Origin of the sequence: Sphingomonas sp. UYEF23 (assembly GCF_040546165.1) — a bacterium.
GTDB classification, from domain to species: Bacteria; Pseudomonadota; Alphaproteobacteria; order Sphingomonadales; family Sphingomonadaceae; genus Sphingomonas; species Sphingomonas glacialis.
In genome coordinates this window covers 461668-483066 of sequence record NZ_JBEPNG010000001.1, presented here as the reverse complement: position 1 = coordinate 483066, position 21399 = coordinate 461668, and the positions used below count along the sequence as shown (strand labels likewise).

The following is a 21399-nucleotide window of genomic DNA, read 5'->3' as shown; positions in this document are numbered from 1 at the left end:
CAAGGGCCGGCGTGTCGCCCTGGCTTATCCCCTTGCGCTTCGTCGCCGATTTCGCGCTTCCGCCGCGCTGCCCGGGATGTGGCGGCGTAACGGGCGACGACCATCAGTTCTGCGCCGAGTGCTGGAGCAAGCTGCGCTTCCTCGCGCCGCCCTGGTGTGCCGGATGCAACGGTCCGTCCGCCTATGATCGCGGTGACGACGCGTTGTGTGCGCAGTGCCTCGCCGACCCGCCCGACCATGCCGGCATCCACGCCGCAGTCGCCTATGGCGAGGTCGCGCGCACCGTTGCGCTCCGCCTGAAATATGGTGGCCGCACCGCCCTCGCCGAGACCGTCGGGCGCCAGATGGCGCGGCTGATGCCCGCCGATGCGGCGTTGCTGATCCCGGTGCCGTTGCATCGCTGGCGCCTATGGTCGCGCGGCTTCAACCAGGCGGCGCTGATTGCGCACGCGCTGACGATTGCATGCGACGTGCCGAACGATCCGCTTCTGCTCCGCCGCGTGCGGGCCACACCGCCGCTGCGCGGTATGGGCGCCAGGGCACGCGCGCGGGCAGTGGCGGGGGTGTTTCGCGTGGTCGATCCGCACGCCCGCCTGCGCGACAAGACGGTCGTCCTGATCGACGACATCTATACCAGCGGCGCCACCACCGATGCGTGCGTACGCGTCCTCTTGCGCGCGGGGGCTGCGAAGGTCTCGATCCTGTGCTGGGCGCGCGTGCTTGACGACGCGCGCGACGCTCGCTGATTGACAACACCGCCTTGCGTCCACATCTTTGATCGATGCCAAAGATCGAAATCTATACCAAAGCCTTCTGTCCCTATTGCGCGCGTGCGATGAAGCTGCTCGCCTCGAAGGGCGCCACGCCCGAGGAGTTCGACATCACGATGGGCGGCCCCAAGCGTGCCGAAATGCTCGAACGTGCCAATGGCGGCACCACCGTCCCGCAGATCTTCATCGACGGGAAGCATGTCGGCGGATCGGACGATCTCGCCGCGCTCGAGCGCGCGGGCAAGCTGGACGCGCTGCTGGCGGCATGAAGATCGCGCTGGCGCAAATGACGAGCGGGATCGATCCCGCCGCCAACGCCAGGACGATCGTATCGGCCGTTGCGGACGCCGCCGCGGCCGGTGCGGCGATGCTGTTCACCCCGGAAATGTCGGGGCTGGTCGATCGGGACCGCGGCCGTGCGGCGCAGCACCTCCGCCGCGAGGAGGACGACCCGGTGCTGTCGGCCGTACGATCGGCAGCGGCGGAGCATCGCCTTTGGGTCCATCTTGGATCGCTTGCGGTGCTCGGCGCTGACGGCCGGCTCGCGAACCGCGCATTCGTGATCGACGATAGCGGGGCGATCCGCGCGCGTTACGACAAGCTTCATTTGTTCGACGTCGATTTGCCGAGCGGGGAGAGCTGGCGCGAATCGGCGAGCTATGCCCCGGGCGCGGGCGCCGTTGTCGCGCAGACGCCGGCAGGAGCGCTTGGCCTGTCGATCTGCTACGATCTCCGCTTTGCTGATCTCTATCGCGCGTTGAGCAACGCCGGCGCGACGGTGCTTGCGGTGCCTGCCGCCTTTACCAGGCCGACTGGTGCCGCACACTGGCATGTGCTGCTCCGCGCACGCGCGATTGAGGCGGGCGCCTATGTCGTCGCCGCTGCACAGAGCGGGACGCATCAGGACGGACGGGAGACCTACGGCCATTCGCTCGTCGTCGATCCATGGGGCGAGGTGATCCTCGACATGGACGAAGCGGCGGGGCTCGGTTTTGCCGAGATTGACGCGGCCCGTATCGCCGATGTGCGAGCGCGGATTCCGGTTCTCGCGCACCGTCGCCCGATCCCCGAGGTCACGTCGGCGTGATCGTGTTCGATTTGCGCTGTTCGAAGACGCACGTGTTCGAGGCGTGGTTCGGGTCGAGCCGCGCGTTTGAGGACCAGCAGGAAAGCGGCCTTCTGGCGTGCCCGATCTGCGGCGATCGGACGGTGACCAAGGCCGTGATGGCGCCCAACGTCGGCGCCAAGGGGAATAGCCGCAGCGCGATCGCCGTCACCAAGCCGGATTCGCCAGCGCAACCCACGCCGCAAGCAATCAAGGCCGCGCTGCACGCTCTGGCCTCTGCACAGGCGCAAATGCTTGAAACCTCGCAATGGGTCGGACGCGGTTTTGCCGACCAGGCGCGTGCGATGCATGTCGGGGAGACGGCGTCCACACCGATCCACGGAGAAACCACGGTGGCGGAGGCGAAGGCGTTGATCGACGACGGCGTCCCGATCGCCGCGCTACCCCTGCCAGTCGTCCCGCCCCGATCGGTGAACTGACCGGGTTTGTTACGGCAGTCGGGTGCGGCTGACCCTATTGCGGGCGCTGGCTGGCGTGTTTTGCTTGGTGACCTGCCCGTGATACAAACATCGTGCGCAGCGTTGGTTAGAGCGGATTTGCGGTTGCCCCGCCCCGGCAGCTATGGTTCAGACCAACGGCACCGCAGGGGCCGCCGGGCTCGATCCTCCGCCAATGCTGCGAGCCTTGGCACCTCGTTCGAAACCTATCGCGACGTAACCGATAAAAGCAGGGAATACCGTAAGTGGCGAATCTAGCTGATTGCGTAGCGCATGGCATTCAATGGTTTCATTCGTTCGACTTGCCCGACGGTGAATCGATCAAGGGCTATAAGTCCGAAGCGATTCTCCGGCGCGAGGCCGCGGCGATCCTGCCCGATGACCTGACCGGCAAAAGCGTGCTCGATATCGGCGCTTGGGATGGGTATTTCTCGTTCGAGGCTGAGCGACGCGGTGCCGCGGATGTGCTGGCGACCGATCATTTCTGCTGGTCCGGGCCGGGCTGGGGCACCAAGGACGGCTTTGATTTCATTCATTCCCGGCTTGGCTCCAAGGTCCGCTCGTTCGACGTCGAGCCATTGGGTCTGACGCCCGAAAAGTTCGGTCAGTTCGATGTCGTGCTGTTCCTCGGCGTCCTGTATCACGTCACCGACATCTACCGCCATCTCGAGGCGGCCGCGGCAATGTGCCGGGATCATTTGGTCGTCGAAACCGAGACGACGATGATCAATACCAAGGCACCCTTGGCACGCTTCATCCAGAGCCACGAGCTCGGCGGGGATCCGACCAATTTCTGGGCGCCCAATCCCGCGCTGGTGCGCTTGCTGCTCGAGCGCCTGGGTTTTTCGCGGATCGACGTCACGATTGCCGGCAAGCCTCATGCAGTTTCGTGGTTGCCGCGAGCAGACTTGAAAACCCGTCGCATGATCGTTCACGCCTACCGCTGACAGGCCGCGTGCAACTCAACTCTGCACGGGCTGTGATGTGATCGAGATTGACCTGGGGGCGCTGCAAATCTAGGGACATTCCCGGAGCCCCCGTAGCTCAGGTGGATAGAGCGACGGTTTCCTAAACCGCAGGCCGGTGGTTCGAATCCACTCGGGGGCACCATTGTCGTCCGACGGGGGTTTGGAGCGCCGCGATAGCTGAACGCACGCCAGACCACCCTTGCTTGCCGCAACCTAATGAGACGGGCGGATCGCCGCCCGCGGAATCGTGAAATCCTATGACACCCAGCGAAACCTACCGCGCCAACGCCGCTGCGCAGCGTGAAGCCGCGCAGAAGACCACGCTCACCAACCGTCGCGAGATGCACGAGCGGTCGGCTTATGCGTGGGAAGCGATGGCGGAAGCCAATGAGGCGACCGCGGCGCGCGCTGTCGTGAACGCGGCGGCAAAACTCGCGGGCTGATCCATCGCCGCGAAGACGCGGTTTCTGCCCGATGGCAGGCCGATCATTCGAAGGCGCTCAAACGCAAGACACCAACAGTCCGTGAGGAGTGTCGGTGCCATGGTGCTAAACTGTGTGGAAGCGCTCAGGCCTTCATATGGCCAGCGAGATGCTTGTTCATCTCGAACATCGTGACCCGGTCCTTGCCGAAGATCTTCTTCAGCTTTTCGTCGGCGACGATCTCGCGCTTGTTCTCCGGGTTCTGGAGCTCATGCTGCTTGATGTACGCCCAGACCTTGCTGATCACTTCGCTCCGCGGCAGCTTGTCCGCGCCGACGATCTCGGCGAGGTCGGCCGAAGGCGTGATGGGCGCAAAGATGCCGCCGGTCTTGGGGGCGTCGCTCTTTGCGGTTGGGGTCTTGGCCATAGATTGTCCTTCCTGATGTGCCGTTAAAACCGACATCGGTTTCACGCCTTCGTTAGCGCTGCGCTCTTGTGCGCTGCCTTTCCGCCATTGTCACTCCTAACAATGAACTCGGGATTCTCGGGTGTTGCGGCGACTTTGTGCCCCTTGATCGTGGTCGGTTTGGTCTGCTTCTTATCGACCACGCCGTGTGCCGTGCCGCCGTGCGATTTCCAGGTGACGTGATCACCCTTCTTTGGTTCGGTCATTGCTACGCTCCTTGTCTGTAGCAATGCAGCGCACGGCGCAGGCATTCGGTTGCATCGGGGGGCTCCAACCGACCGATCAGAACGCCTTGCGCAGCGTCAAGCCATAGGTCCGCGGCTGATTGGGATAGCCGCTGTAGCTCCCATCCTGTGCAACCGTCGGGAATGCGCTGATCAACTGGTTGTCCTTCGTCAAATTGCGAACCCACAGCATCGCCTCGAGCTTGGCCTTCTCGAAGGTGAAGCCAAGGCTCGCATTGACGTTGTTCTGGCCATAGGTGTTGAGCGCCGGTGGCACCGTATCGGTGAGCTGGAACTTGCTGGTATAGTCGTATTCGCCGCGCAGATAGGCGCTGACGCTTGGGCTGAAGGTGTGCGAGATGACCGCCGAAACCGACGAGCTCCACTCGGGAATGCCCGTCGGCTTCGTCCCGGTGAGGTTGCGGAAATTAGGAATGAGGCCGGTCAGCGGATTGATCGGGCACCGCACCGTGTCGTACGAAACGCACGCCGCGCCTGTGAAGCTGTCATATTTCGGATCGAGATAGGTCACCGCGCCGTTGAGCGACAGCCACGGGATTGGCTTGTACGCGGCGTCGATCTCGAACCCTTTGACGGATTGTTGGCCGGCATTGACCAGGCTGTAGCCCAGCCCGGTGAAGGCGTTTGACTGGAAACCCTTGATGGTCTGCTTGAAGACCGCGACGTTGAAATAGCCGCCCTTGAACCTGGCCTTCAGTCCGGCTTCGTAAACGGTTACGTTCTCCGGTGCTGCGGTGCGTCCGACGCCGTTGAGCGGTGGGCGGCTGTCCGACGACAGGTTGAAGGCACCCGCCTTCCAGCCGGTCGAGTAACTGATATAGGCGTTCACGACCCCGAAATTGTACGCCGCGCGAGCCGCATAGGTGACCTTGTCACCCTTGAGAATGCCCGATTCCGTCGCGTTGGGGAAGTTGATCGGCGCGTGCGCAGGGCTGTTGCCGTAGAAGAACTGGAGAGCGTTGAGGCCGAATGGATTGAGTCCGGCTGGCGAGGCTGGGCAGGGTGCGCTGCCTGGACCCGGCAGCGAGGAGCCGAGCGATGCGCCGAACAAATTGACGGGCACGTTGCCCGCGGTCGTCGCCGGATTGAAGCCCTTTTGCAGCAGGCAGCCCGAGATCGATGCAGGCAGCGCGGCAAATGGGAGAACGCCCAGACCGGGAACATTTTCAAGGTTCAGAAGCGAGAAACGGTCGTTGAGGACGACGTTGGATACCGCGGCCTTGCGATCGTTGAGATAGGCGAGCCCGCCTGTGATGGTGAGACGATCTGTGATCTTATAGTCTGCCTGGCCAAAGATCGAATAGCTGTCCTGCTTGAGCTTGTAGCGATCAGAGATCCCTTGGCCTTGCGTGAAATAATAGCTGCCGGGGGTGATTGCTGGGTTGGTGGCGCGCTGGAGCGATTCGAGCGCGAAGATCAGTCCCCCAGGCCCGCCGGTCAGCCCGTTCACGAAGGTGCGGATGTCCTTGCCGAAACGGATGTCGCGGCCAGTGTCGACGTTTTCGTGCTGGTAAAAGCCGCCGAGCAGCCAGCTGAACGGGCCGTCGCTGTTTGACGTCAACCGCACTTCCTGCGTGAACGTCTTGATCTTGTTTGCCGTGATATTGTTCGAGACATCGGCGCCGGTGAAATCAATGTCTTGGTTCGACTCATTCACTTGCTCGCGATACGCGGTGATCGAGGTCAGTTTCGCGATCCCGAGGTTCCAGTCTATCTCACCGGAAATGCCCTTACCTTGCAGGCGATTTTTAGGGTCGGTGTTGAAGATGACGTTGCGGTCGAAGATCTTGGTCGTGTCGGAGATCGCGAAGCCCGCCGCCCCGATCGCAAGGGTACGCGGCCCGTTAAAGATCGACGTGACGCCGCAGCAGACTTCCTTGACGAGGTTATAGTCGCCGATGACGCGGACCGAGAAGTCCGACGACGGCTCGAACAGAATGTCGGCGCGGATCGAGGCGCGATCGCGGTCATTGATCTTCGCACCGGTCGTCAGATTTCTGAAATACCCGTCGCGCTGATTCACGCTGCCCGAAAGACGGAAAGCGAGCGTGTCGGTGATCGGTCCAGTGATCGTCGCCTTGGGGTTGATCAGCCCGTAATTGCCGATGCTGACCTCGGCCTTGCCGCCCCAGGCGAAGGATGGGCGCCGCGTCGTGATGCTGATCGCGCCGGCCGAAACGTTCTTGCCGAACAATGTCGACTGCGGGCCGCGCAGCACTTCGACGCGTTCGATCTCAGGCAAATCGTCGAGTGCCGACGACGTGCGCGAGCGATAGACGCCATCGATAAAAACGCCGACCGAGCTTTCGATACCGTCATTGCCGTTGCCGTTGCCGAAGCCGCGAATGATGAAGTTCGTCTGCCCGGTTGCGTTGAGCTGCGGCACTTTGAGCGAGGGAACGACCGACTGCAGGTCGATCAGATCCCTGATCTGCGCCCGTTCGATCGTCGCTTGGCTGGTCACGGAAACCGAGATCGGCACGTCCTGCAAGGATTGCTCGCGCTTGGCGGCGGTAACGATGATGTCGTCGCTGCTGTCCTGGCTGGCGCTGCTCGGCGTCGATCGCGACGGCGCGCTTTGCGGGGCTGGCGCCGTTGCACTTGTATCTTGCGCCGCTGCGGGACACGCGTAGAGCGAGACCAACGCCGACGCAGCGAGCAGTTCGAATTTCTTCATGATGGCATCCCCTGTCTCTGCCGCCTCCAGTCTATGCCGGATGACGGTTTTCGAAGATCAGGTTCGTTAAATGGCGAGGCATAGTCAATGGGCTAAATTACCTAACGGCGGGGGCGTGCAATGGCGCAAGCCGCCCGGTAGAGTTGCAAATAAGGACTATTTCCATGTTGCAGTACGGCGAACCCAAGCCGCCGTACGGTCATTGCATGGGTGGATCGCGAAGGAAGCAGCGTGGACGGACGTAAAGACGAAGATTTCGGCAGCACTCAGGTCGGCGCTGACGGCAAGATTGTGGTGCCAGATGCGGTTGCCGATGCGGTCCGCACGCTGATCCGCTGGACGGGCGACGATCCCACGCGCGAGGGTCTGCTCGACACGCCGGCGCGAGTCGCGCGGGCGTGGAAGGAATATTGCGTCGGTTATACCGACGATCCGGCCAAGCATCTCTCGCGCGTGTTCGAGGAAGTCGGCGGCTATGACGAGATCGTCTTGCTCAAGGACATCCCCTTCCAGTCGCATTGCGAGCATCACATGGCGCCGATCATCGGCAAGGCGCACATCGCCTATCTGCCGGGCAATTATGTCGTGGGAATCTCCAAATTGGCACGCGTGCTCCACGCCTTTGCGCGCCGCTTGCAAGTGCAGGAGCGGCTGACCGCAGAGGTTGCCGACTGTATCTGGACCAACCTCAAGCCGCTCGGCGTCGCAGTGGTGATCGAGGCGAGCCATGCTTGCATGACCGCGCGTGGCGTGCGCACGCCGGGCGTAACGATGGTGACGAGCCGGATGATGGGCGTGTTCCGCGACGACGAACGCAGCCGCAAGGAAGTGCTCGCGCTGATCGGGCGCGGATGAGCGCTGCGCGAACCGTTCTGGTGACCGGCGCGGCGCGTCGGCTCGGCGCGACGATCGCGCGGCAGCTTGCGGGGCAGGGGTGGCGGATCGCGATCCATCACCATCATTCGAGCGCCGACGCCGACGCACTCGCCGCCGAGCTGCCCGGCGCGATCGTGGTGTCGGGCGATCTCGCCGATCCGGGCGTTCCCGGGGCGCTTGTCGCTGCCGCACGCAAGGCATTCGGCGGTCCGTTGTGCGGGCTCGTCAACAGCGCGTCGCTGTTCGACTATGATACCCCGCCCGACATCACCGCGGCATCGCTACGCACGCACGCGGCGGTCAATCTCGCTGCGCCGGTGTTGCTGGCGAGCGCGCTCGCTTCGCAAGACGATCTCGATGCGGGCGCGGTCGTCAACATCCTCGACCAGAAGGTCGCCAACCTCAATCCCGACTTCTTCTCGTACAGCTGCGGCAAGATCGCGCTCACCGGCGCGACGACGATGCTGGCGCAAGGCCTCGGCCCGCGGATCCGCGTCAATGCGGTGTCGCCGGGCCTGTCGTTGCCGAGCGCCGACCAGAGCGAGGCGGAGTTCGTCGCCGCTGCCTCGAAGAATTTGCTGCGACGCCCGGTCGACCCCGGCGATATCGCGCACGCGGTCAGTTTCCTGCTCGATGCCGAAGGGCTGGAGGGGCAGAATGTATTCGTCGATTGCGGCCAGCGTTTCCTCAAGCGCGACCGCGACGTAATGTTCGAGGACCGCGCATGACCGCCCGCTTCACCACAGTCCTCGAGGGCCTAGAGGTCACGATGGGGCTCGGGATCCACCCCGAAGAACTCGCCGCACCGCAGCGTGTGATCGTCTCGGTGCGGATGGAGGTGGTCTATCCGACCCCGCCGAGCGAGGACCGGATCGACGCCGTGCTCGATTACGATTTCGTTCGAAGCGGTGTCCATGCGCTGATCGCCGGGCGGCACTTCCACCTCCAGGAAACGCTGTGCGAGGCGATCGCCGCGCTGTGTCTCGCCGACTCGCGCGTCGAACGCGTGACGGTGCGGACGTCGAAGCCCGACATCTATCCCGACGCGGCCGTCGGGTGCGAGATCATCCGGGCACGGTGAGGCGCGATCCTCCCCGTGTCGGGGAGGATCAGGCGCGGTTGGCGGCGCTGAGCACGGCGCGCACCGACGCGGTCGCGATGTCGGCGTCGATGCCGACGCCGAATACCGTCTGCCCGCCAGCGGTGCGGCACTCGACATACGCCGCCGCCTGCGCATCGGCGCCGTGGCCGATCGCATGTTCGCAATAGTCGACAACGTCGAGTTGCGGCCCGGTGGTGTCGCCAAGTGCAGCGATCACGCCCGAAATCAGGCCGTTGCCACGCCCCGAGATCGAGCGCTCCTCACCATCGACCGCGACATGCCCGATGAAGAGGCGATCGCCGACGCTCCCGCTCTCGTTATAATCGAGCAAGCGGAAGCGATCCGTGTCACGCGCGAGATAGGTCGCCTCGAACAGCCCCCAGATATCGCTCGCATTCATCTCGCGGCTCGTCTCGTCGGCGAGGCGCTGGACGTGACGGCTGAAATCGGCCTGGAGCCGCTTGGGCAGCTTGAGCCCTTTGTCCTGTTCGATCACCCATGCGACGCCGCCCTTGCCGCTCTGCGAATTGACGCGGATCACCGCTTCGTAGCTGCGCCCGAGATCGGCGGGGTCGATCGGCAGATAGGGGACTTCCCACAGCGTATCGTTCTTGGCTTCCTGCGCGGCGAAGCCCTTCTTGATCGCGTCCTGGTGGCTGCCCGAGAAAGCGGTGAACACCAGGTCGCCGGCATAGGGCGTGCGCGGGTGGACGGGGAGCTGCGTGCAATAGTTCACGGTGTTGACGACGGCATCGATGTCCGAGAAATCGATTTTCGGATCAAGCCCTTGCGTGTACATGTTGAGCGCGACCGTCACCAAGTCGCAATTGCCGGTGCGCTCGCCATTGCCGAGCAGGCAGCCCTCGACGCGGTCGGCACCCGCCATCAGCCCGAGCTCGGCGGCGGCGACGCCGGTGCCGCGGTCGTTGTGCGGGTGGAGGCTCAGCGCGACGGTGTCGCGGTTCCGGATGTTGCGGCCGAACCATTCGATCTGGTCGGCATAGACGTTGGGCGTCGCGCACTCGACCGTCGCGGGTAGGTTGAGGATCAGTTGGTGGTCGGGCGTCGGGCGCAGCACGTCCATCACCGCCTCGCAGACCTCGAGGCTGAAATCGAGCTCGGCGGTCGAGAAGGTCTCGGGGCTGTATTCGAAGAACCAGTCGGTGTCGGGCTGGGCTGCGGCCTGGTCGCGCAGGATCATCGCGCCGTCGATCGCGATCTGCTTCACTTCGGCGCGGGTCATGCCGAACACGATCTTGCGCCAGGCGGGGCTGACGGCGTTGTAGAGATGAACGATCGCGCGCGGCGCGCCACGCAGCGAGGCGAAGCTCTTCTCGATCAGGTCACGGCGCGATTGCGTCAGCACCTGGATCATCGTGTCGTCGGGGATGCGCCCGCTGTTGACGAGGCCCGAGATGAAATCGAACTCGGTCGCGCCCGCCGCGGGGAAGCCGACTTCGATCTCCTTGATCCCGACCTTGACGATCAGGTCGAACATCCGGGTTTTCTTCTCGGCGTCCATCGGATCGATCAGCGCCTGGTTCCCGTCGCGCAGATCGGTCGACAGCCAGCGCGGTGCGGTGGTGATCGTTTGCGACGGCCAGCGGCGATCGGGCAAGTCGATCGTCGGAAAGGGGCGGTATTTGGTCGAAGGGTCACGCAGCATGATCGGTCTCGCTCGGAATCGCCGTTTTGGGGCGCGGTTCGCTAGGGGCGGGGGATCCTCAGGCGCGCCGCGCTGGCCGGTATCGGCGCGCGGCAGTGTACACGCCTAAGGGCGCGTAAGTCGAAGCGAGGTAAGGCCCAGGGCGAGATCCATGCGCGTTGAATAGCGCTCGACGATCGGCCGTGTCCAGCATCAAGATGGGGTTGAGCGATATCAATTTCAGCGCACACGCGCTGGGGTAAACCGCGGCCATGCGTCAAATCATCTATACCAGCGTCACGACCAATCCCAGCGGTCGGGCCGAGGACGAGTCCGTGGCGATCCTGCGGCAGGCGTCGCTGCGCAACGGGCTCGATGGGATTACCGGCTTGCTCTACACGCAAGGGTCCGAGTTCCTGCAGGCGCTCGAGGGGCCGAATGACAGCATCGCCGATCTCCTCATGAGCCTCACGAGCGACCCGCGCCATCGCGACCTGCGCATCCTGATCGATCGCGAGACCGAGGATCGCGAGTTTGGCGACTGGATGATGGTGCACCGGGAGCGGCGCGAGAGCGTCGACGATTTCGATCGTCGCCTCCACGGGCTGTTGCTGGGCGTGTCGCGCGAAACCGCCGAGTATTTCCGCGCGCTCGTGCCCGCCTGAGCCCCAGACCCGGCGAAGCCGCCAGTGAGCCCGTTATGGCTACACTGGCGGCCAGGCGTCGCTTATTGCAGTTCGAACGCGGCGTTGATGACAAGCACGGTCTCGTCCGAGACGACGGGCACGTACTTCGTCACGCCGAAGTCCGAGCGACGGATCATCATCCGGCCGAGAAAGCCGATCGATGCCTTCTTGCTCATCGGGTTGGTCGCCGCGCCGAACAGCTTCGCGCGGAAGCTGACGGGCTTGGTCACGCCGTGGAGCGTGAGGGTGCCGTCGACCTGCACGGCGTCGGGGGCGATCTGCGCGACCTTGGTCGAGCGGAAGGTCGCAGTCGGGAACTTCGCGGCATCGAACCAGTCGGCGCTCTTGAGCTCACCCGTGAGCACATCGCTCGTCGTCTGGACGCTCGCGATCGGGAGCGTCACGTCGAGCTTGGTCGCGGCGGGCTTGGCAGGATCGAGCGTGAGCGTGCCCGAGGCGTTCGAGAAGGTGCCGGCATAAGGCGAGATGCCGAAATGGCTGACGCTGAAGGTCACCTGGGTGTGGTTCGGCTCGATCTTGTAGGTGCCGGCTTTGACGTCGGCGACGGTGCCGGCCCCCCGCATCATCTCGGGCGGAGCGGTCTGGGCGAGCGCGGGCGCGGCGATCAGCAGCGCGGCGGTCGTGGCAGCATGAAGCAGATTAAAGCGCATTAGATACTCCTGTTAAGAAATACCCAAGTGCGGTGCCCGCGCCGCAGCGTCAAACCCCGTTTCGGCAACGAAGCGTTTCGCTGCAGTGAGCCCCTCCCCAAAAGGGGAGGGGCGCAGGACGCGGTCAGTTCTTGCTCTGATCGACCAGCTTGTTCGCGCCGATCCACGGCATCATTGCGCGGAGTTCGCTACCGACCTTCTCGATCGGATGTGCCTCGGCCTGCTTGCGCGCGGCCTTGAGCTCGGGCTGGCCGGCGCGGTTGTCGAGCACGAAGTTCTTGACGAAGCGGCCCGACTGGATGTCGGCGAGGACGCGCTTCATCTCGGCCTTGGTCTCGGGCGTGATGATCCGCGGCCCGGTGGTGATGTCGCCATATTCGGCGGTGTTGCTGATCGAATAGCGCATGTTGGCGATGCCGCCCTCATAGAGCAGATCGACGATCAGCTTGGTCTCGTGCAGGCACTCGAAATACGCCATTTCGGGGGCATAGCCCGCCTCGACCAGCGTCTCGAACCCGGCCTGGATCAAATGCGTGATCCCGCCGCACAGCACGGCCTGTTCGCCGAACAGATCGGTCTCGCACTCTTCCTTGAAATTGGTCTCGATGATGCCCGAACGACCGCCGCCGACGCCCGACGCGTAGGCGAGACCGATGTCGTGCGCGTTGCCGCTCTTGTCCTGGTGGATCGCGATCAGGCAGGGGACGCCGCCGCCGCGGACATATTCGCTGCGCACGGTGTGGCCCGGGCCCTTCGGTGCGATCATGATGACGTCAAGATCGGCGCGTGGCTCGATCAGGCCAAAATGCACGTTGAGGCCGTGGGCGAAGGCGATCGTCGCGCCCTGCTTGAGGTTCGCGTGGAGATCGTCGGCGTAGATCGCCGCCTGATGCTCGTCGGGGGCGAGGATCATCGTGATATCGGCCCAGGCGGCTGCCTCGGCATTGGTCATCACCTTGAAGCCGGCGGCATACGCCTTCTGCGCGGTTGCCGAGCCTTCGCGCAGCGCGACGGCGATGTCGGTGACGCCCGAATCGCGCAGGTTCTGGGCGTGGGCATGGCCCTGGCTGCCATAGCCGACGATCGCGATCTTCTTCGACGTGATCAGGTTCAGGTCGGCATCGGCATCATAATAAACGCGCATGGTAGTCCCTTTTTGGCAGTCGCCGCCCCGGCGGAGGCCGGGGCCGCTTCGTTGCTGGCGCTGTCCGCACAAACCGGACGGCCCCGGCCTCCGCCGGGGCGACGCGAGAAATCTAGATCGACGCGTTCCCGCGGGCCATTGCGACGATCCCGGTGCGCGCGACCTCGCACAGCCCGACTTCGCGCATCAGCGTGATGAACGTGTCGATCTTCTCGCGCCCGCCGGTCACTTCGAACACGAAGCTGGTGGTGGTCGCATCGACGACGCGCGCACGATAGACATCGGCGAGGCGCAACGCCTCGATCCGGTGATCGCCCGTGCCCGACACCTTGAGCAAGGCAAGCTCGCGCTCGACATGCGGGCCGAGCGCGGTGAGGTCGGTCACCGAATGCACCGGGATCAGCCGGTCGAGCTGCGCGAGGATCTGCTCCATCGTCGCATCGCTCGCCGAGGTGACGATCGTGATCCGGCTGACCGCCTTGTCGGCGGTGACGTCGGACACCGTCAGGCTCTCGATATTGTAGCCGCGCGCGGTAAACAGGCCGGCGATCCGCGCGAGAATGCCGGGCTCGTTGTCGACCATCACCGCCAGAGTGTGGCGCGAGGCTTTTTCCTTGGTGATGTGCATTAAACCAGCGCCTTCGCTTCGTCGTCCATTTCGCCCGACACTTCGCTCGCCTGGAGCAGCATCTCGGTATGCGCCGCTCCGCTCGGGATCATCGGGAAGCAGTTCGCCAGTTTGGCGACGCGGCAATCGACGATCACTGGCCCGTCATGGTCGAGCATCGCGGCGATCCCGTCATCGAGCTGGCCGAGACCCTCGATGCGGATGCCCTTCCAGCCATAGGCCTCGCCGAGCTTCACGAAGTCTGGGAGGGAATCACTGTAACTCTCGGAATAGCGGCTCGAATAGGTCAACTCCTGCCACTGGCGGACCATCCCCATATATTCGTTGTTGAGGATGAAGATCTTGACCGGCAGCCGGTATTGCGACGCCGTCGCCAGCTCCTGGATGTTCATCTGGATCGAGGCTTCGCCGGCGATGTCGATCACCAGCGCCTTGGGATTGCCGAGCTGCGCACCGATCGCGGCGGGCAGGCCGTACCCCATCGTGCCGAGGCCACCGCTGGTCAGCCATTTGTTCGGCGCGTCGAAGCCGAAATGCTGCGCCGCCCACATCTGGTGCTGGCCGACCTCGGTGGTGATGATCGGCGCGCGCTTGTGCGTTGCCTCCCACAGCGCGCGGACCGCCCGCTGTGGCATGATGTCGTTATCAACCTCTGGAAAATCGAGGCTTTTCTTGGCGCGCCACTCGCCGATCATCTGCCACCAGGCCGCGAGATCGGGCTTGGGATGGCGCCGCGCCTTGAACACACGGACCATGTCCTCGAGCGCATGGCCGACATCGGCGACGATCGCGAGATCGACGCGCACGTTCTTGTTGATCGACGAGCGATCGATGTCGACGTGGATTTTGCGGCTGAACGGGCTGAACGCATCGAGCCGCCCGGTCACGCGGTCATCGAAGCGCGCGCCGAGGCAGACGATCAGGTCGGCCTTGTTCATCGCCATATTGGCTTCATACGTGCCGTGCATGCCGAGCATGCCGAGCCACTGCTCGCCGCTCGCCGGATAGGCGCCGAGGCCCATCAGCGTCGAGGTGACGGGCGCGCCGCTGATCCGCGCGAGTTCGCGCAGCAACTGGCTCGCCGCCGGGCCGGCATTGATGATGCCGCCGCCGGTGTAGAGGATCGGGCGTTCGGCGGCCGCGAGCATGTCGACCGCTTGCTCGATCGAGCTCTGGTCGGCCTTGATCTGCGGGCGATAGGTCTTGTGGCGGATCGGGCCAGGCTTGGTGTAGCGCGCGGTCGCGACCTGGACGTCCTTGGGGATGTCGATCACCACTGGACCGGGGCGGCCCGATGTGGCGATGTAGAACGCCTCGTGGATCGTGTCGCCGAGCTTGGCCGGGTCCTTCACGAGATAATTGTGCTTCGAACAGTGGCGCGTGATGCCCACCGTGTCGGCTTCCTGGAACGCGTCGGTACCGATCAGCGCGGTCGGCACCTGGCCGGTGATCACCACCATCGGGATCGAATCCATCAGCGCGTCGGTGATCCCGGTGACGGCATTGGTCGCGCCCGGCCCCGAGGTGACGAGCACCACGCCGGGCTTGCCGGTCGAGCGGGCATAGCCCTCGGCGGCATGCGTCGCGGCTTGCTCGTGGCGCACGAGGATGTGCTTGATCCGCCCGGAGCGGAACAGGGCGTCGTAGATCGGCAGGACGGCACCGCCCGGATAGCCGAAGACGACCTCCACGCCGAGATCGCACAGCGCCTCGATCAGGATGTCTGCTCCGCTTTTCTCGGTCACGTCTCGTCTCCCGTCGCGCCGCCAACGATTAGCAGCGTTCGAGCGGTGCTGCTAGAGAAACGAAATGTGCGTGTCAACGGCTATCGACGTAATAATATGTCGAAAATATCGCTTCTTTCGCCGCTTTCTAACGCATCGGTCCGACGCCAGCTCGCTGGAGACTGATTGCGGAACCAGGTATATTGGCGTTTTGCATATTGCCGCGTTGCGAGTGCGACCGCATCAACCGCTTGTTTTTGCGATATTTCTCCCGACAACGTAGACGCAACCTCCCTGACGCCAATGGCGCGCCGGATCGGGGCTTCGGGGGCGATTTCGCTGCGCGCGAGCAGCGCGCTCACTTCCGCGCGCGCACCGCCCGCGAGCATCGTCGCCGCGCGGCTATCGCAGCGCGCCCACAGCCAGTCACGATCGGGCAGCAGGACGATCGCGGCGAGTGCGATCCGCTCACCGATCCCACCGATCCGCTCTTCTTGCCAGCGTGTCAGCGTCCGTCCGGTCGAGCGCACAACTTCTAGGGCCCGCGCCACGCGCGTCGTATCGGCGGGGGCGAGCCGCGCGGCGGCGGCGGGATCGAGCGCGGCGAGTGCCGCATGCGCTTGCGCAACCGGCAGCGCGCGGACCTCCGCGCGGACGGCCGGGTCGATCTCAGGCACCGGCGCGATTCCGTCGAGCAGCGTACGCAGGTACAGGCCGGTACCGCCGACCAGCACGGGCAGCTTGCCGAGCGCGTGCGCACGGTCGATCTCGGCGCTCGCCTCGTCGGCCCAGCGCGCGGCGGAATAGCTTTCGGCGCCATCGACATGGCCGAACAGCCGGTGCGGCACGCGCGCTTCGTCCGCCTCGGTCGGGCGCGCGGTCAGGACGCGCAGGTCGCGATAGACTTGCGCGGAATCGGCATTGATGACGATTCCGTCGTGACGTTCGGCGACCGCGATGCCGAGTGCGGACTTGCCGCTCGCGGTCGGCCCTGCGATGAGCGCGACCTGCGGGAGATTCACTGTGTTCATTGCCACCTTGATAGCATCGGAAACGCTCAGCGCAGGCGATCTTTCTGCAGCGATCGATCGGATTGCGGCTGTGGGCTGCGCACCGGCGACCTCGGCGTGGATCGAGCCCGAGAAGGCGGTCGATATCCTGTTCGGTGTTTCGCCCGACGCCGCGCGCAAAGCGCTCGAGGGTGTGTTCGAAGGCGTCGATGTCGTCGTGCAATCGGTCGAAGGGCGCGAGAAGAAGCTGCTCGTCGCCGACATGGATTCGACGATGATTACCGTCGAATGCATCGACGAGCTCGCCGATTATGCCGGCATCAAGCCGCAGATCGCGGCGATCACCGAAGCGGCGATGCGCGGCGAGCTCGATTTCGAGGGCGCGCTCGATGCGCGGGTCGCATTGCTCAAGGGGCTCGACGAGGCGGTGATCGAGCGCTGTCTCGCCGAGCGCGTGACGATCATGCCGGGCGCCGTGGTGCTGGTGCGGACGATGCGGGCGCGGGGCGCGACCGCGATCTTGGTGTCGGGCGGCTTCACGCGCTTCGCCGATCCCGTCGCCGAGCGGATCGGCTTCCACCGCGCGATCGCCAATCGGCTCGAGCTCGGCGACGGCGTGCTGACCGGCACGGTCGCGAAACCCGTCGTTGGCTCCGACACGAAATTGCAGACGTTGCTCGCGGCGCGGGCCGAGTTTGGCTTACTGCCCGAGCAAACGCTCGCGGTGGGCGACGGCGCGAACGATCTGGCGATGGTGCAGGAAGCGGGGCTCGGCGTCGCCTATCACGCCAAGCCAATTGTCGCCGCAGCGGCGGCGGCACGGATCGATCACGGTGATCTCTCGGCGCTGCTCTACGCCCAGGGCATCGCGCGCGACGATTGGGTGACCGCCTGACGCGTGGCGTCCGCCGCGCTTATGGCGCGACGGGCACGCACGGCTTGATCGATCCGCACGCCGATTGCGCGGCGCCTTTCGACGCGAAGGGCCCGACGAGCACGCGCGTCATCGCGCCGCTCTTTACATAGGATACGTCTGCACCGCCGAACCGCCGACCGACCTGGCTCCACAGCTTGCGCGCATTGGCGGGGTCTCCGAACGAGCCGAGCTGCACCTTCCAGCCGCCGCGGCTGGTCGCGACTGCCGTCGGCGCTGGCCCGCGTGCTGGTTCGGGGGTGGGGATCGGCGCGGGCGGGCGTGGCCGTGCCGGCTGAGGACGCTTCGGCTGCCGCTCGGGCGCTAAAGCCAGCACCTCGGGTTTGCGCGGGACGTTGGGGTCGTACGCGGACGGCGGCAAGTCGGTGCTACGCACGCCAGCGCCGCCCGGCTTGCTGGCGAGTGCAGGCGGCAGTTCGGGGCGTTGCGCCTCGGCCTCGTAGCGTCGCGCGAGCTCGAGACCTTGCTGGCGCTGGTCGGTCGGGATCGCCTTGTCCATCTGCGCTTGGACTTCGGACGCCTTCGGCGTGTTGGCGGCGGCGGCGCGGACGATCCATGCATAGGCGCGCGGCCAGTCCTTCGCGCCACCATCGCCGTTGAACAACATCGTGCCATAGACCAGCTGCGCGCGAGGCTCGCCGCGCAGCGCTGCTTTCTCGAGCCACGGCGCGGCGTCGTTCGGCTTGTGCTGATCGAACAGGATCAGCCCGTATTTCGCCTGGGCGGCGACATGGCCCTGGAGCGCCGCCTTGCGGAACCAGCTTTCGGCGACGGGAATATCGGTGGGTACGCCGCGCCCGAGCGTATAGGCCTGCGCGAGGTTGAACTGCGCGTCGGCATCGCCGGCGTTCGCCGCCGGGCGCCATTCGGCGATAGCTTTCTTATAGTCGGCGCGGCCCCACGCCTCGACGCCCTCGCGCACATCCGCCAGCGCGGGGCTAGCCGAAAGCAGCGTTCCCGCCAGCGCCATCCATACTCGTTTGCGCATGATCGTCGTCCTGTCCCGTGCGTCTGTACCACCTGACCATGCCGACTAGCGCGGGCTTGGCAAAGATTTCGTTAGCCGTTTTGCGCCGCGCGCCGGCAGCACCGAGGGCGTTAACCCTTCCTTGACCGATCCTATGGCATTCGGTGGCCTCGATTAAAGGGGCGAAAGGGGCTCATGCGCGTTCTTGCGATGGCATCTCAAAAGGGCGGATCGGGCAAGACTACCTTGTCCGGCCACCTGGCAGTACAGGCGCAGCTCGCAGGGGCGGGGCCGGTGGTGCTGATCGACATCGATCCGCAGGGGTCCTTGTCGGATTGGTGGAACGAGCGGCAGAGCGAGTTTCCCGCTTTCGCGCAGACCACCGTCGCGCGGCTCGCCGCCGATCTCGAAGTGCTGCGCCAGCAGGGCTTCAAGCTGGCGATGATCGATACCCCGCCCGCCATCACCATGGCGATCCAGAGCGTGATCGCGGTGGCCGAACTGATCGTCATCCCGACGCGGCCGAGCCCGCACGATCTGCGCGCCGTCGGCGCGACGGTCGATCTGTGCGAGCGCGCGGGCAAGCCGCTGCTGTTCGTCGTCAACGGCGCCACGCCCAAGGCGCGGATCACCTCCGAAGCCGCGGTCGCGCTGTCGCAGCATGGCACGGTCGCCCCGATCACGATCCACCACCGCACCGATTTCGCAGCGTCAATGATCGACGGGCGGACGGTGATGGAAGTCGACGCGAAGGGCCGCTCGGCGCAGGAAGTGCGCGACCTGTGGACCTATATCTCCGACCGGCTCGAGAAGAATTTCCGCCGCACGGTGTTCGCGACGCCGACCTCGATCAACGGCTTTGGCGCGCCGCGTCCCGCCGCGGGAGGTGGTTTCGGCCGCCGCGTGGTGAGCTGAGATGAGCATGTTCGGAAATCCCAAGCCGACCGCCCCCAAGGCGACGGCGTCGCTGTCCTCGACGCTGCTCGCGCGCAAGGGCATGGCGAAGCCCGCGATGCGGCCGCAGGGCTTTGGCGGGTTCGGCGCGATGCCGGGCGCGCACGACGATCTTGGCTGGAACGACATGGGCGACACGCCGCCGGTTCCGCCGGTGCTCGTCCAGCGCGAAGTGCTGCGCGAGGAATTCGCGCAACCCGTCGCAGCGCCCGAGCCGGTCGTGATGCCTGAACCCATTCCGGTCGCTGCCGAGCCCGAGCCGGCTGCAGCGTTGGAGCCCGAGCCTGCACGCCTTGTGTCGAAGCCCGTTTCGGTCGCAACCGCGACGCGGATCGGCCGCGAGACGAGCAAAAAACACAACAAGAAGCGCCCCAAGTCGGCGTTCACGCTGCGGCTCGACGAGGACCGGCATCTCCGCCTGCGTCTGGCCAGCGCGCTGCACAATGCCTCGGCCCAGTCGCTGGTCACCGAAGCGCTCGATCAATTCCTGCAAACCTTGCCCGAAGTCGAAAATCTGGTGCGCCAGTTGCCGACACGGGCGCAGCGATAAACCCCGAGGAGGGCGTTACGATGAAGACCCGGTCCGCCATCACTTTCGGCCCGCTTACCGTGGGGCTTTCGCTCCTCATGCTCGGGGGCACGGTCGCGGCCACCGCAGTGTCGACGATCGCTGCTGCCAGCGCCCGCGCGCAATCGCGCGCCGAGAAGGAAGCGCGCACCGAGGCCGTCGCGGCGCAGCAGGCGTTGCGCGCAGGCCGTTTCGCCGAGGCGATCGGCCATGCCGAGCGCGCGGTCGGCGACCAGCCCGACGCAGCCGAATATCGCATGATCCTCGGCCAGAGCTATCTCAAGGCCGGGCGCTTCGCTTCGGCGCGCGATGCCTTTGCTGACACGCTGACGCTTGCCCAGGGCAACGGCAAGGCGGCATTGAACCTCGCGCTCGCGCAGATCGCGACGGGCGACTGGGCCGGTGCACGCACGACGCTCGACGCCAACGCGGCGACGATCCCGGTCAGCGACCGCGGCCTTGCGATCGCACTGGCGGGTGACCCCGCAACCGCGGTCGAAATGCTCGGCGCTGCGGCGCGCGGCCCCGAGGCCGACGCCAAGGTCCGCCAGAATTACGCGCTGAGCCTGGCGCTTGCCGGACGCTGGCGCGAGGCGCAGGCGGTGGTGGCAATGGATGTCGCCCCGGCCGATGTCTCGCGGCGCATCCTCGATTGGTCGACCTTCTCGCGGCCCAGCTCGGCGTCGGATCAGGTCGCGACCTTGCTCGGCGTGACGCCAGCGGTCGATCCCGGCCTGCCGGTCGCGCTTGCACTCAACGGCGCGGCGCGCGGCGGCACGACCGCGCTGGCGAAGGCCGAACAGCCGATCGACAGCTATATGCCCGGCCAGGTCGGGGCCGAGCCTGCAGCCCCGCCGGCCCCCATCGCAGTGGCCGAAGTCGCCGCGGCGCCGACGCAGCAGGTCGCCGCGGTCGGTCCGACGATTGCCGGCGTGGTGTTCGCCGAACGCAAGGAAGTCGTCCAGGCGTTGCCGGTCGCCTATGCCAAGGCCCCGACCAAGCGCGGCAGTGTGGCAGAACGCATCGCGGTCGCGAGCAGCGGCGCTGCGTCGGCATTCCCCGAACCGCGTGCGCCGATGCGCGGCGGCTTCGTCGTTCAGCTGGGCGCCTATGATACCGCAGGCGTCGCGCACGATGCGTGGACGCGTGTGACGCGCCGGTACGCCGGTTTCGCGAGCCACACGCCGCAAGGCATGACTGTGTCGCGCGGCGGCAAGCAATTCTACCGCTTGTCGGTCGGCGGCTTCGCGCGCGCCGATGCGGTGTCGATGTGCCAGCAGTATCGCAGCCGTGGCGGCGCGTGCTTCGTCCGCGCCGGCGCGGGCGATCAGGTCGCGATGTGGGCCAAGGGGCGCGAACTGGCGTCGCGCTGAGGCGGC

24 protein-coding genes and 1 tRNA gene are annotated in these 21399 nt (G+C 65.4%); 15 read left to right on the top strand and 10 right to left on the bottom strand.

Annotation, left to right across the window (positions count from 1 at the left end; genetic code table 11):
• Nucleotides 1–11: 11 nt before the first annotated feature.
• The 7 genes from ABIB28_RS02295 to ABIB28_RS02265 all read left to right on the top strand — a co-directional run bounded on the left by ABIB28_RS02295 (nucleotide 12) and on the right by ABIB28_RS02265 (nucleotide 3744).
• The gene (locus ABIB28_RS02295; RefSeq protein WP_354286060.1) at nucleotides 12–746 is read left to right on the top strand and encodes a ComF family protein; all 735 of its coding nucleotides are present in this window, start codon (nucleotides 12–14) and stop codon (nucleotides 744–746) included.
• Between the two features lie 35 nt (nucleotides 747–781).
• On the top strand, nucleotides 782–1039 hold the full coding sequence (grxC, locus tag ABIB28_RS02290) for a glutaredoxin 3 (RefSeq protein ID WP_133188791.1): 258 nt from the start codon (nucleotides 782–784) through the stop codon (nucleotides 1037–1039).
• Entirely contained in the window at nucleotides 1036–1857 is an 822-nt protein-coding gene (locus ABIB28_RS02285) for a carbon-nitrogen hydrolase family protein (protein ID WP_354286058.1), read from the top strand. The genes grxC and ABIB28_RS02285 overlap by 4 nt, the downstream gene beginning before the upstream one ends.
• Nucleotides 1854–2315 (top strand): DUF1178 family protein, encoded by a 462-nt coding sequence (locus tag ABIB28_RS02280; RefSeq protein ID WP_189674940.1) that lies wholly within the window; start codon nucleotides 1854–1856, stop codon nucleotides 2313–2315. Before ABIB28_RS02285 ends, ABIB28_RS02280 begins: the two co-directional genes overlap by 4 nt.
• A gap of 263 nt (nucleotides 2316–2578) precedes the next feature.
• A complete protein-coding gene (locus tag ABIB28_RS02275; protein WP_133188785.1) occupies nucleotides 2579–3280 on the top strand; it encodes a class I SAM-dependent methyltransferase in 702 nt (233 codons plus the stop codon).
• Nucleotides 3281–3366: 86 nt separating this feature from the next.
• Nucleotides 3367–3443 (top strand) — tRNA-Arg (locus tag ABIB28_RS02270).
• 115 nt (nucleotides 3444–3558) lie between these two features.
• Nucleotides 3559–3744, top strand: a complete 186-nt coding sequence (locus ABIB28_RS02265) for a hypothetical protein (RefSeq protein ID WP_354286055.1) — start codon at nucleotides 3559–3561, stop codon at nucleotides 3742–3744.
• Between the two features lie 124 nt (nucleotides 3745–3868).
• Here ABIB28_RS02265 and ABIB28_RS02260 read toward each other — a convergent pair whose 3' ends face one another.
• The 3 genes from ABIB28_RS02260 to ABIB28_RS02250 all read right to left on the bottom strand — a co-directional run bounded on the left by ABIB28_RS02260 (nucleotide 3869) and on the right by ABIB28_RS02250 (nucleotide 7111).
• Nucleotides 3869–4150 (bottom strand): SWIB/MDM2 domain-containing protein, encoded by a 282-nt coding sequence (locus ABIB28_RS02260; RefSeq protein ID WP_133188783.1) that lies wholly within the window; start codon nucleotides 4148–4150, stop codon nucleotides 3869–3871.
• 41 nt (nucleotides 4151–4191) lie between these two features.
• The gene (locus tag ABIB28_RS02255; protein ID WP_354286053.1) at nucleotides 4192–4395 is read right to left on the bottom strand and encodes a hypervirulence associated TUDOR domain-containing protein; all 204 of its coding nucleotides are present in this window, start codon (nucleotides 4393–4395) and stop codon (nucleotides 4192–4194) included.
• Nucleotides 4396–4471: 76 nt separating this feature from the next.
• A complete protein-coding gene (locus ABIB28_RS02250; protein WP_354286051.1) occupies nucleotides 4472–7111 on the bottom strand; it encodes a TonB-dependent receptor in 2640 nt (879 codons plus the stop codon).
• Between the two features lie 231 nt (nucleotides 7112–7342).
• On the opposite strand from ABIB28_RS02250, the gene folE reads away from it, so the two are divergent.
• The 3 genes from folE to ABIB28_RS02235 are packed head-to-tail and all read left to right on the top strand — an operon-like array spanning nucleotide 7343 to nucleotide 9068.
• A complete protein-coding gene (gene folE, locus ABIB28_RS02245) occupies nucleotides 7343–7966 on the top strand; it encodes a GTP cyclohydrolase I FolE (RefSeq protein WP_133188777.1) in 624 nt (207 codons plus the stop codon).
• Nucleotides 7963–8715, top strand: coding sequence for an SDR family oxidoreductase (locus tag ABIB28_RS02240; protein ID WP_354286049.1), 753 nt, complete (start codon nucleotides 7963–7965; stop codon nucleotides 8713–8715). The genes folE and ABIB28_RS02240 overlap by 4 nt, the downstream gene beginning before the upstream one ends.
• On the top strand, nucleotides 8712–9068 hold the full coding sequence (locus tag ABIB28_RS02235) for a dihydroneopterin aldolase (RefSeq protein WP_133188773.1): 357 nt from the start codon (nucleotides 8712–8714) through the stop codon (nucleotides 9066–9068). Before ABIB28_RS02240 ends, ABIB28_RS02235 begins: the two co-directional genes overlap by 4 nt.
• Nucleotides 9069–9096: 28 nt before the next feature.
• Here the strand turns inward: ABIB28_RS02235 and leuA are convergent, their stop codons facing one another.
• Nucleotides 9097–10755 (bottom strand): 2-isopropylmalate synthase, encoded by a 1659-nt coding sequence (leuA, locus tag ABIB28_RS02230; protein ID WP_354286047.1) that lies wholly within the window; start codon nucleotides 10753–10755, stop codon nucleotides 9097–9099.
• Between the two features lie 251 nt (nucleotides 10756–11006).
• Here leuA and ABIB28_RS02225 point away from each other — a divergent pair, with 251 nt between their 5' ends.
• Nucleotides 11007–11399: a BLUF domain-containing protein gene (locus ABIB28_RS02225; RefSeq protein WP_354286045.1), complete on the top strand. Its 393-nt coding sequence runs from the start codon at nucleotides 11007–11009 to the stop codon at nucleotides 11397–11399.
• A gap of 62 nt (nucleotides 11400–11461) precedes the next feature.
• On the opposite strand, the gene ABIB28_RS02220 is transcribed toward ABIB28_RS02225, so the two are convergent.
• The 5 genes from ABIB28_RS02220 to miaA all read right to left on the bottom strand — a co-directional run bounded on the left by ABIB28_RS02220 (nucleotide 11462) and on the right by miaA (nucleotide 16618).
• Nucleotides 11462–12091 carry a YceI family protein gene (locus tag ABIB28_RS02220; protein WP_322163442.1) on the bottom strand — a complete coding sequence of 210 codons (630 nt, stop codon included), beginning with the start codon at nucleotides 12089–12091 and terminating at the stop codon, nucleotides 11462–11464.
• Between the two features lie 124 nt (nucleotides 12092–12215).
• Nucleotides 12216–13235, bottom strand: a complete 1020-nt coding sequence (gene ilvC / locus ABIB28_RS02215) for a ketol-acid reductoisomerase (protein WP_133188766.1) — start codon at nucleotides 13233–13235, stop codon at nucleotides 12216–12218.
• Between the two features lie 112 nt (nucleotides 13236–13347).
• Nucleotides 13348–13863 carry an acetolactate synthase small subunit gene (ilvN, locus tag ABIB28_RS02210; protein WP_133188762.1) on the bottom strand — a complete coding sequence of 172 codons (516 nt, stop codon included), beginning with the start codon at nucleotides 13861–13863 and terminating at the stop codon, nucleotides 13348–13350.
• Nucleotides 13863–15608, bottom strand: coding sequence for an acetolactate synthase 3 large subunit (locus ABIB28_RS02205; RefSeq protein WP_354286042.1), 1746 nt, complete (start codon nucleotides 15606–15608; stop codon nucleotides 13863–13865). Before ABIB28_RS02205 ends, ilvN begins: the two co-directional genes overlap by 1 nt.
• An 80-nt stretch (nucleotides 15609–15688) precedes the next feature.
• Entirely contained in the window at nucleotides 15689–16618 is a 930-nt protein-coding gene (miaA, locus tag ABIB28_RS02200) for a tRNA (adenosine(37)-N6)-dimethylallyltransferase MiaA (RefSeq protein ID WP_354286040.1), read from the bottom strand.
• On the opposite strand from miaA, the gene serB reads away from it, so the two are divergent.
• Nucleotides 16611–17492 (top strand): phosphoserine phosphatase SerB, encoded by an 882-nt coding sequence (gene serB / locus ABIB28_RS02195; RefSeq protein WP_354286038.1) that lies wholly within the window; start codon nucleotides 16611–16613, stop codon nucleotides 17490–17492. The genes miaA and serB overlap by 8 nt on opposite strands.
• A 19-nt stretch (nucleotides 17493–17511) precedes the next feature.
• On the opposite strand, the gene ABIB28_RS02190 is transcribed toward serB, so the two are convergent.
• Nucleotides 17512–18519 (bottom strand): SPOR domain-containing protein, encoded by a 1008-nt coding sequence (locus ABIB28_RS02190; protein ID WP_354286036.1) that lies wholly within the window; start codon nucleotides 18517–18519, stop codon nucleotides 17512–17514.
• 174 nt (nucleotides 18520–18693) lie between these two features.
• Here ABIB28_RS02190 and ABIB28_RS02185 point away from each other — a divergent pair, with 174 nt between their 5' ends.
• The 3 genes from ABIB28_RS02185 to ABIB28_RS02175 are packed head-to-tail and all read left to right on the top strand — an operon-like array spanning nucleotide 18694 to nucleotide 21393.
• A complete protein-coding gene (locus ABIB28_RS02185) occupies nucleotides 18694–19413 on the top strand; it encodes an AAA family ATPase (protein ID WP_133188754.1) in 720 nt (239 codons plus the stop codon).
• A gap of 1 nt (nucleotide 19414) precedes the next feature.
• Nucleotides 19415–20002, top strand: coding sequence for a hypothetical protein (locus ABIB28_RS02180; protein WP_133188752.1), 588 nt, complete (start codon nucleotides 19415–19417; stop codon nucleotides 20000–20002).
• A 20-nt stretch (nucleotides 20003–20022) separates the two neighbouring features.
• A complete protein-coding gene (locus tag ABIB28_RS02175) occupies nucleotides 20023–21393 on the top strand; it encodes an SPOR domain-containing protein (protein ID WP_354286033.1) in 1371 nt (456 codons plus the stop codon).
• Nucleotides 21394–21399 lie beyond the last annotated feature (6 nt).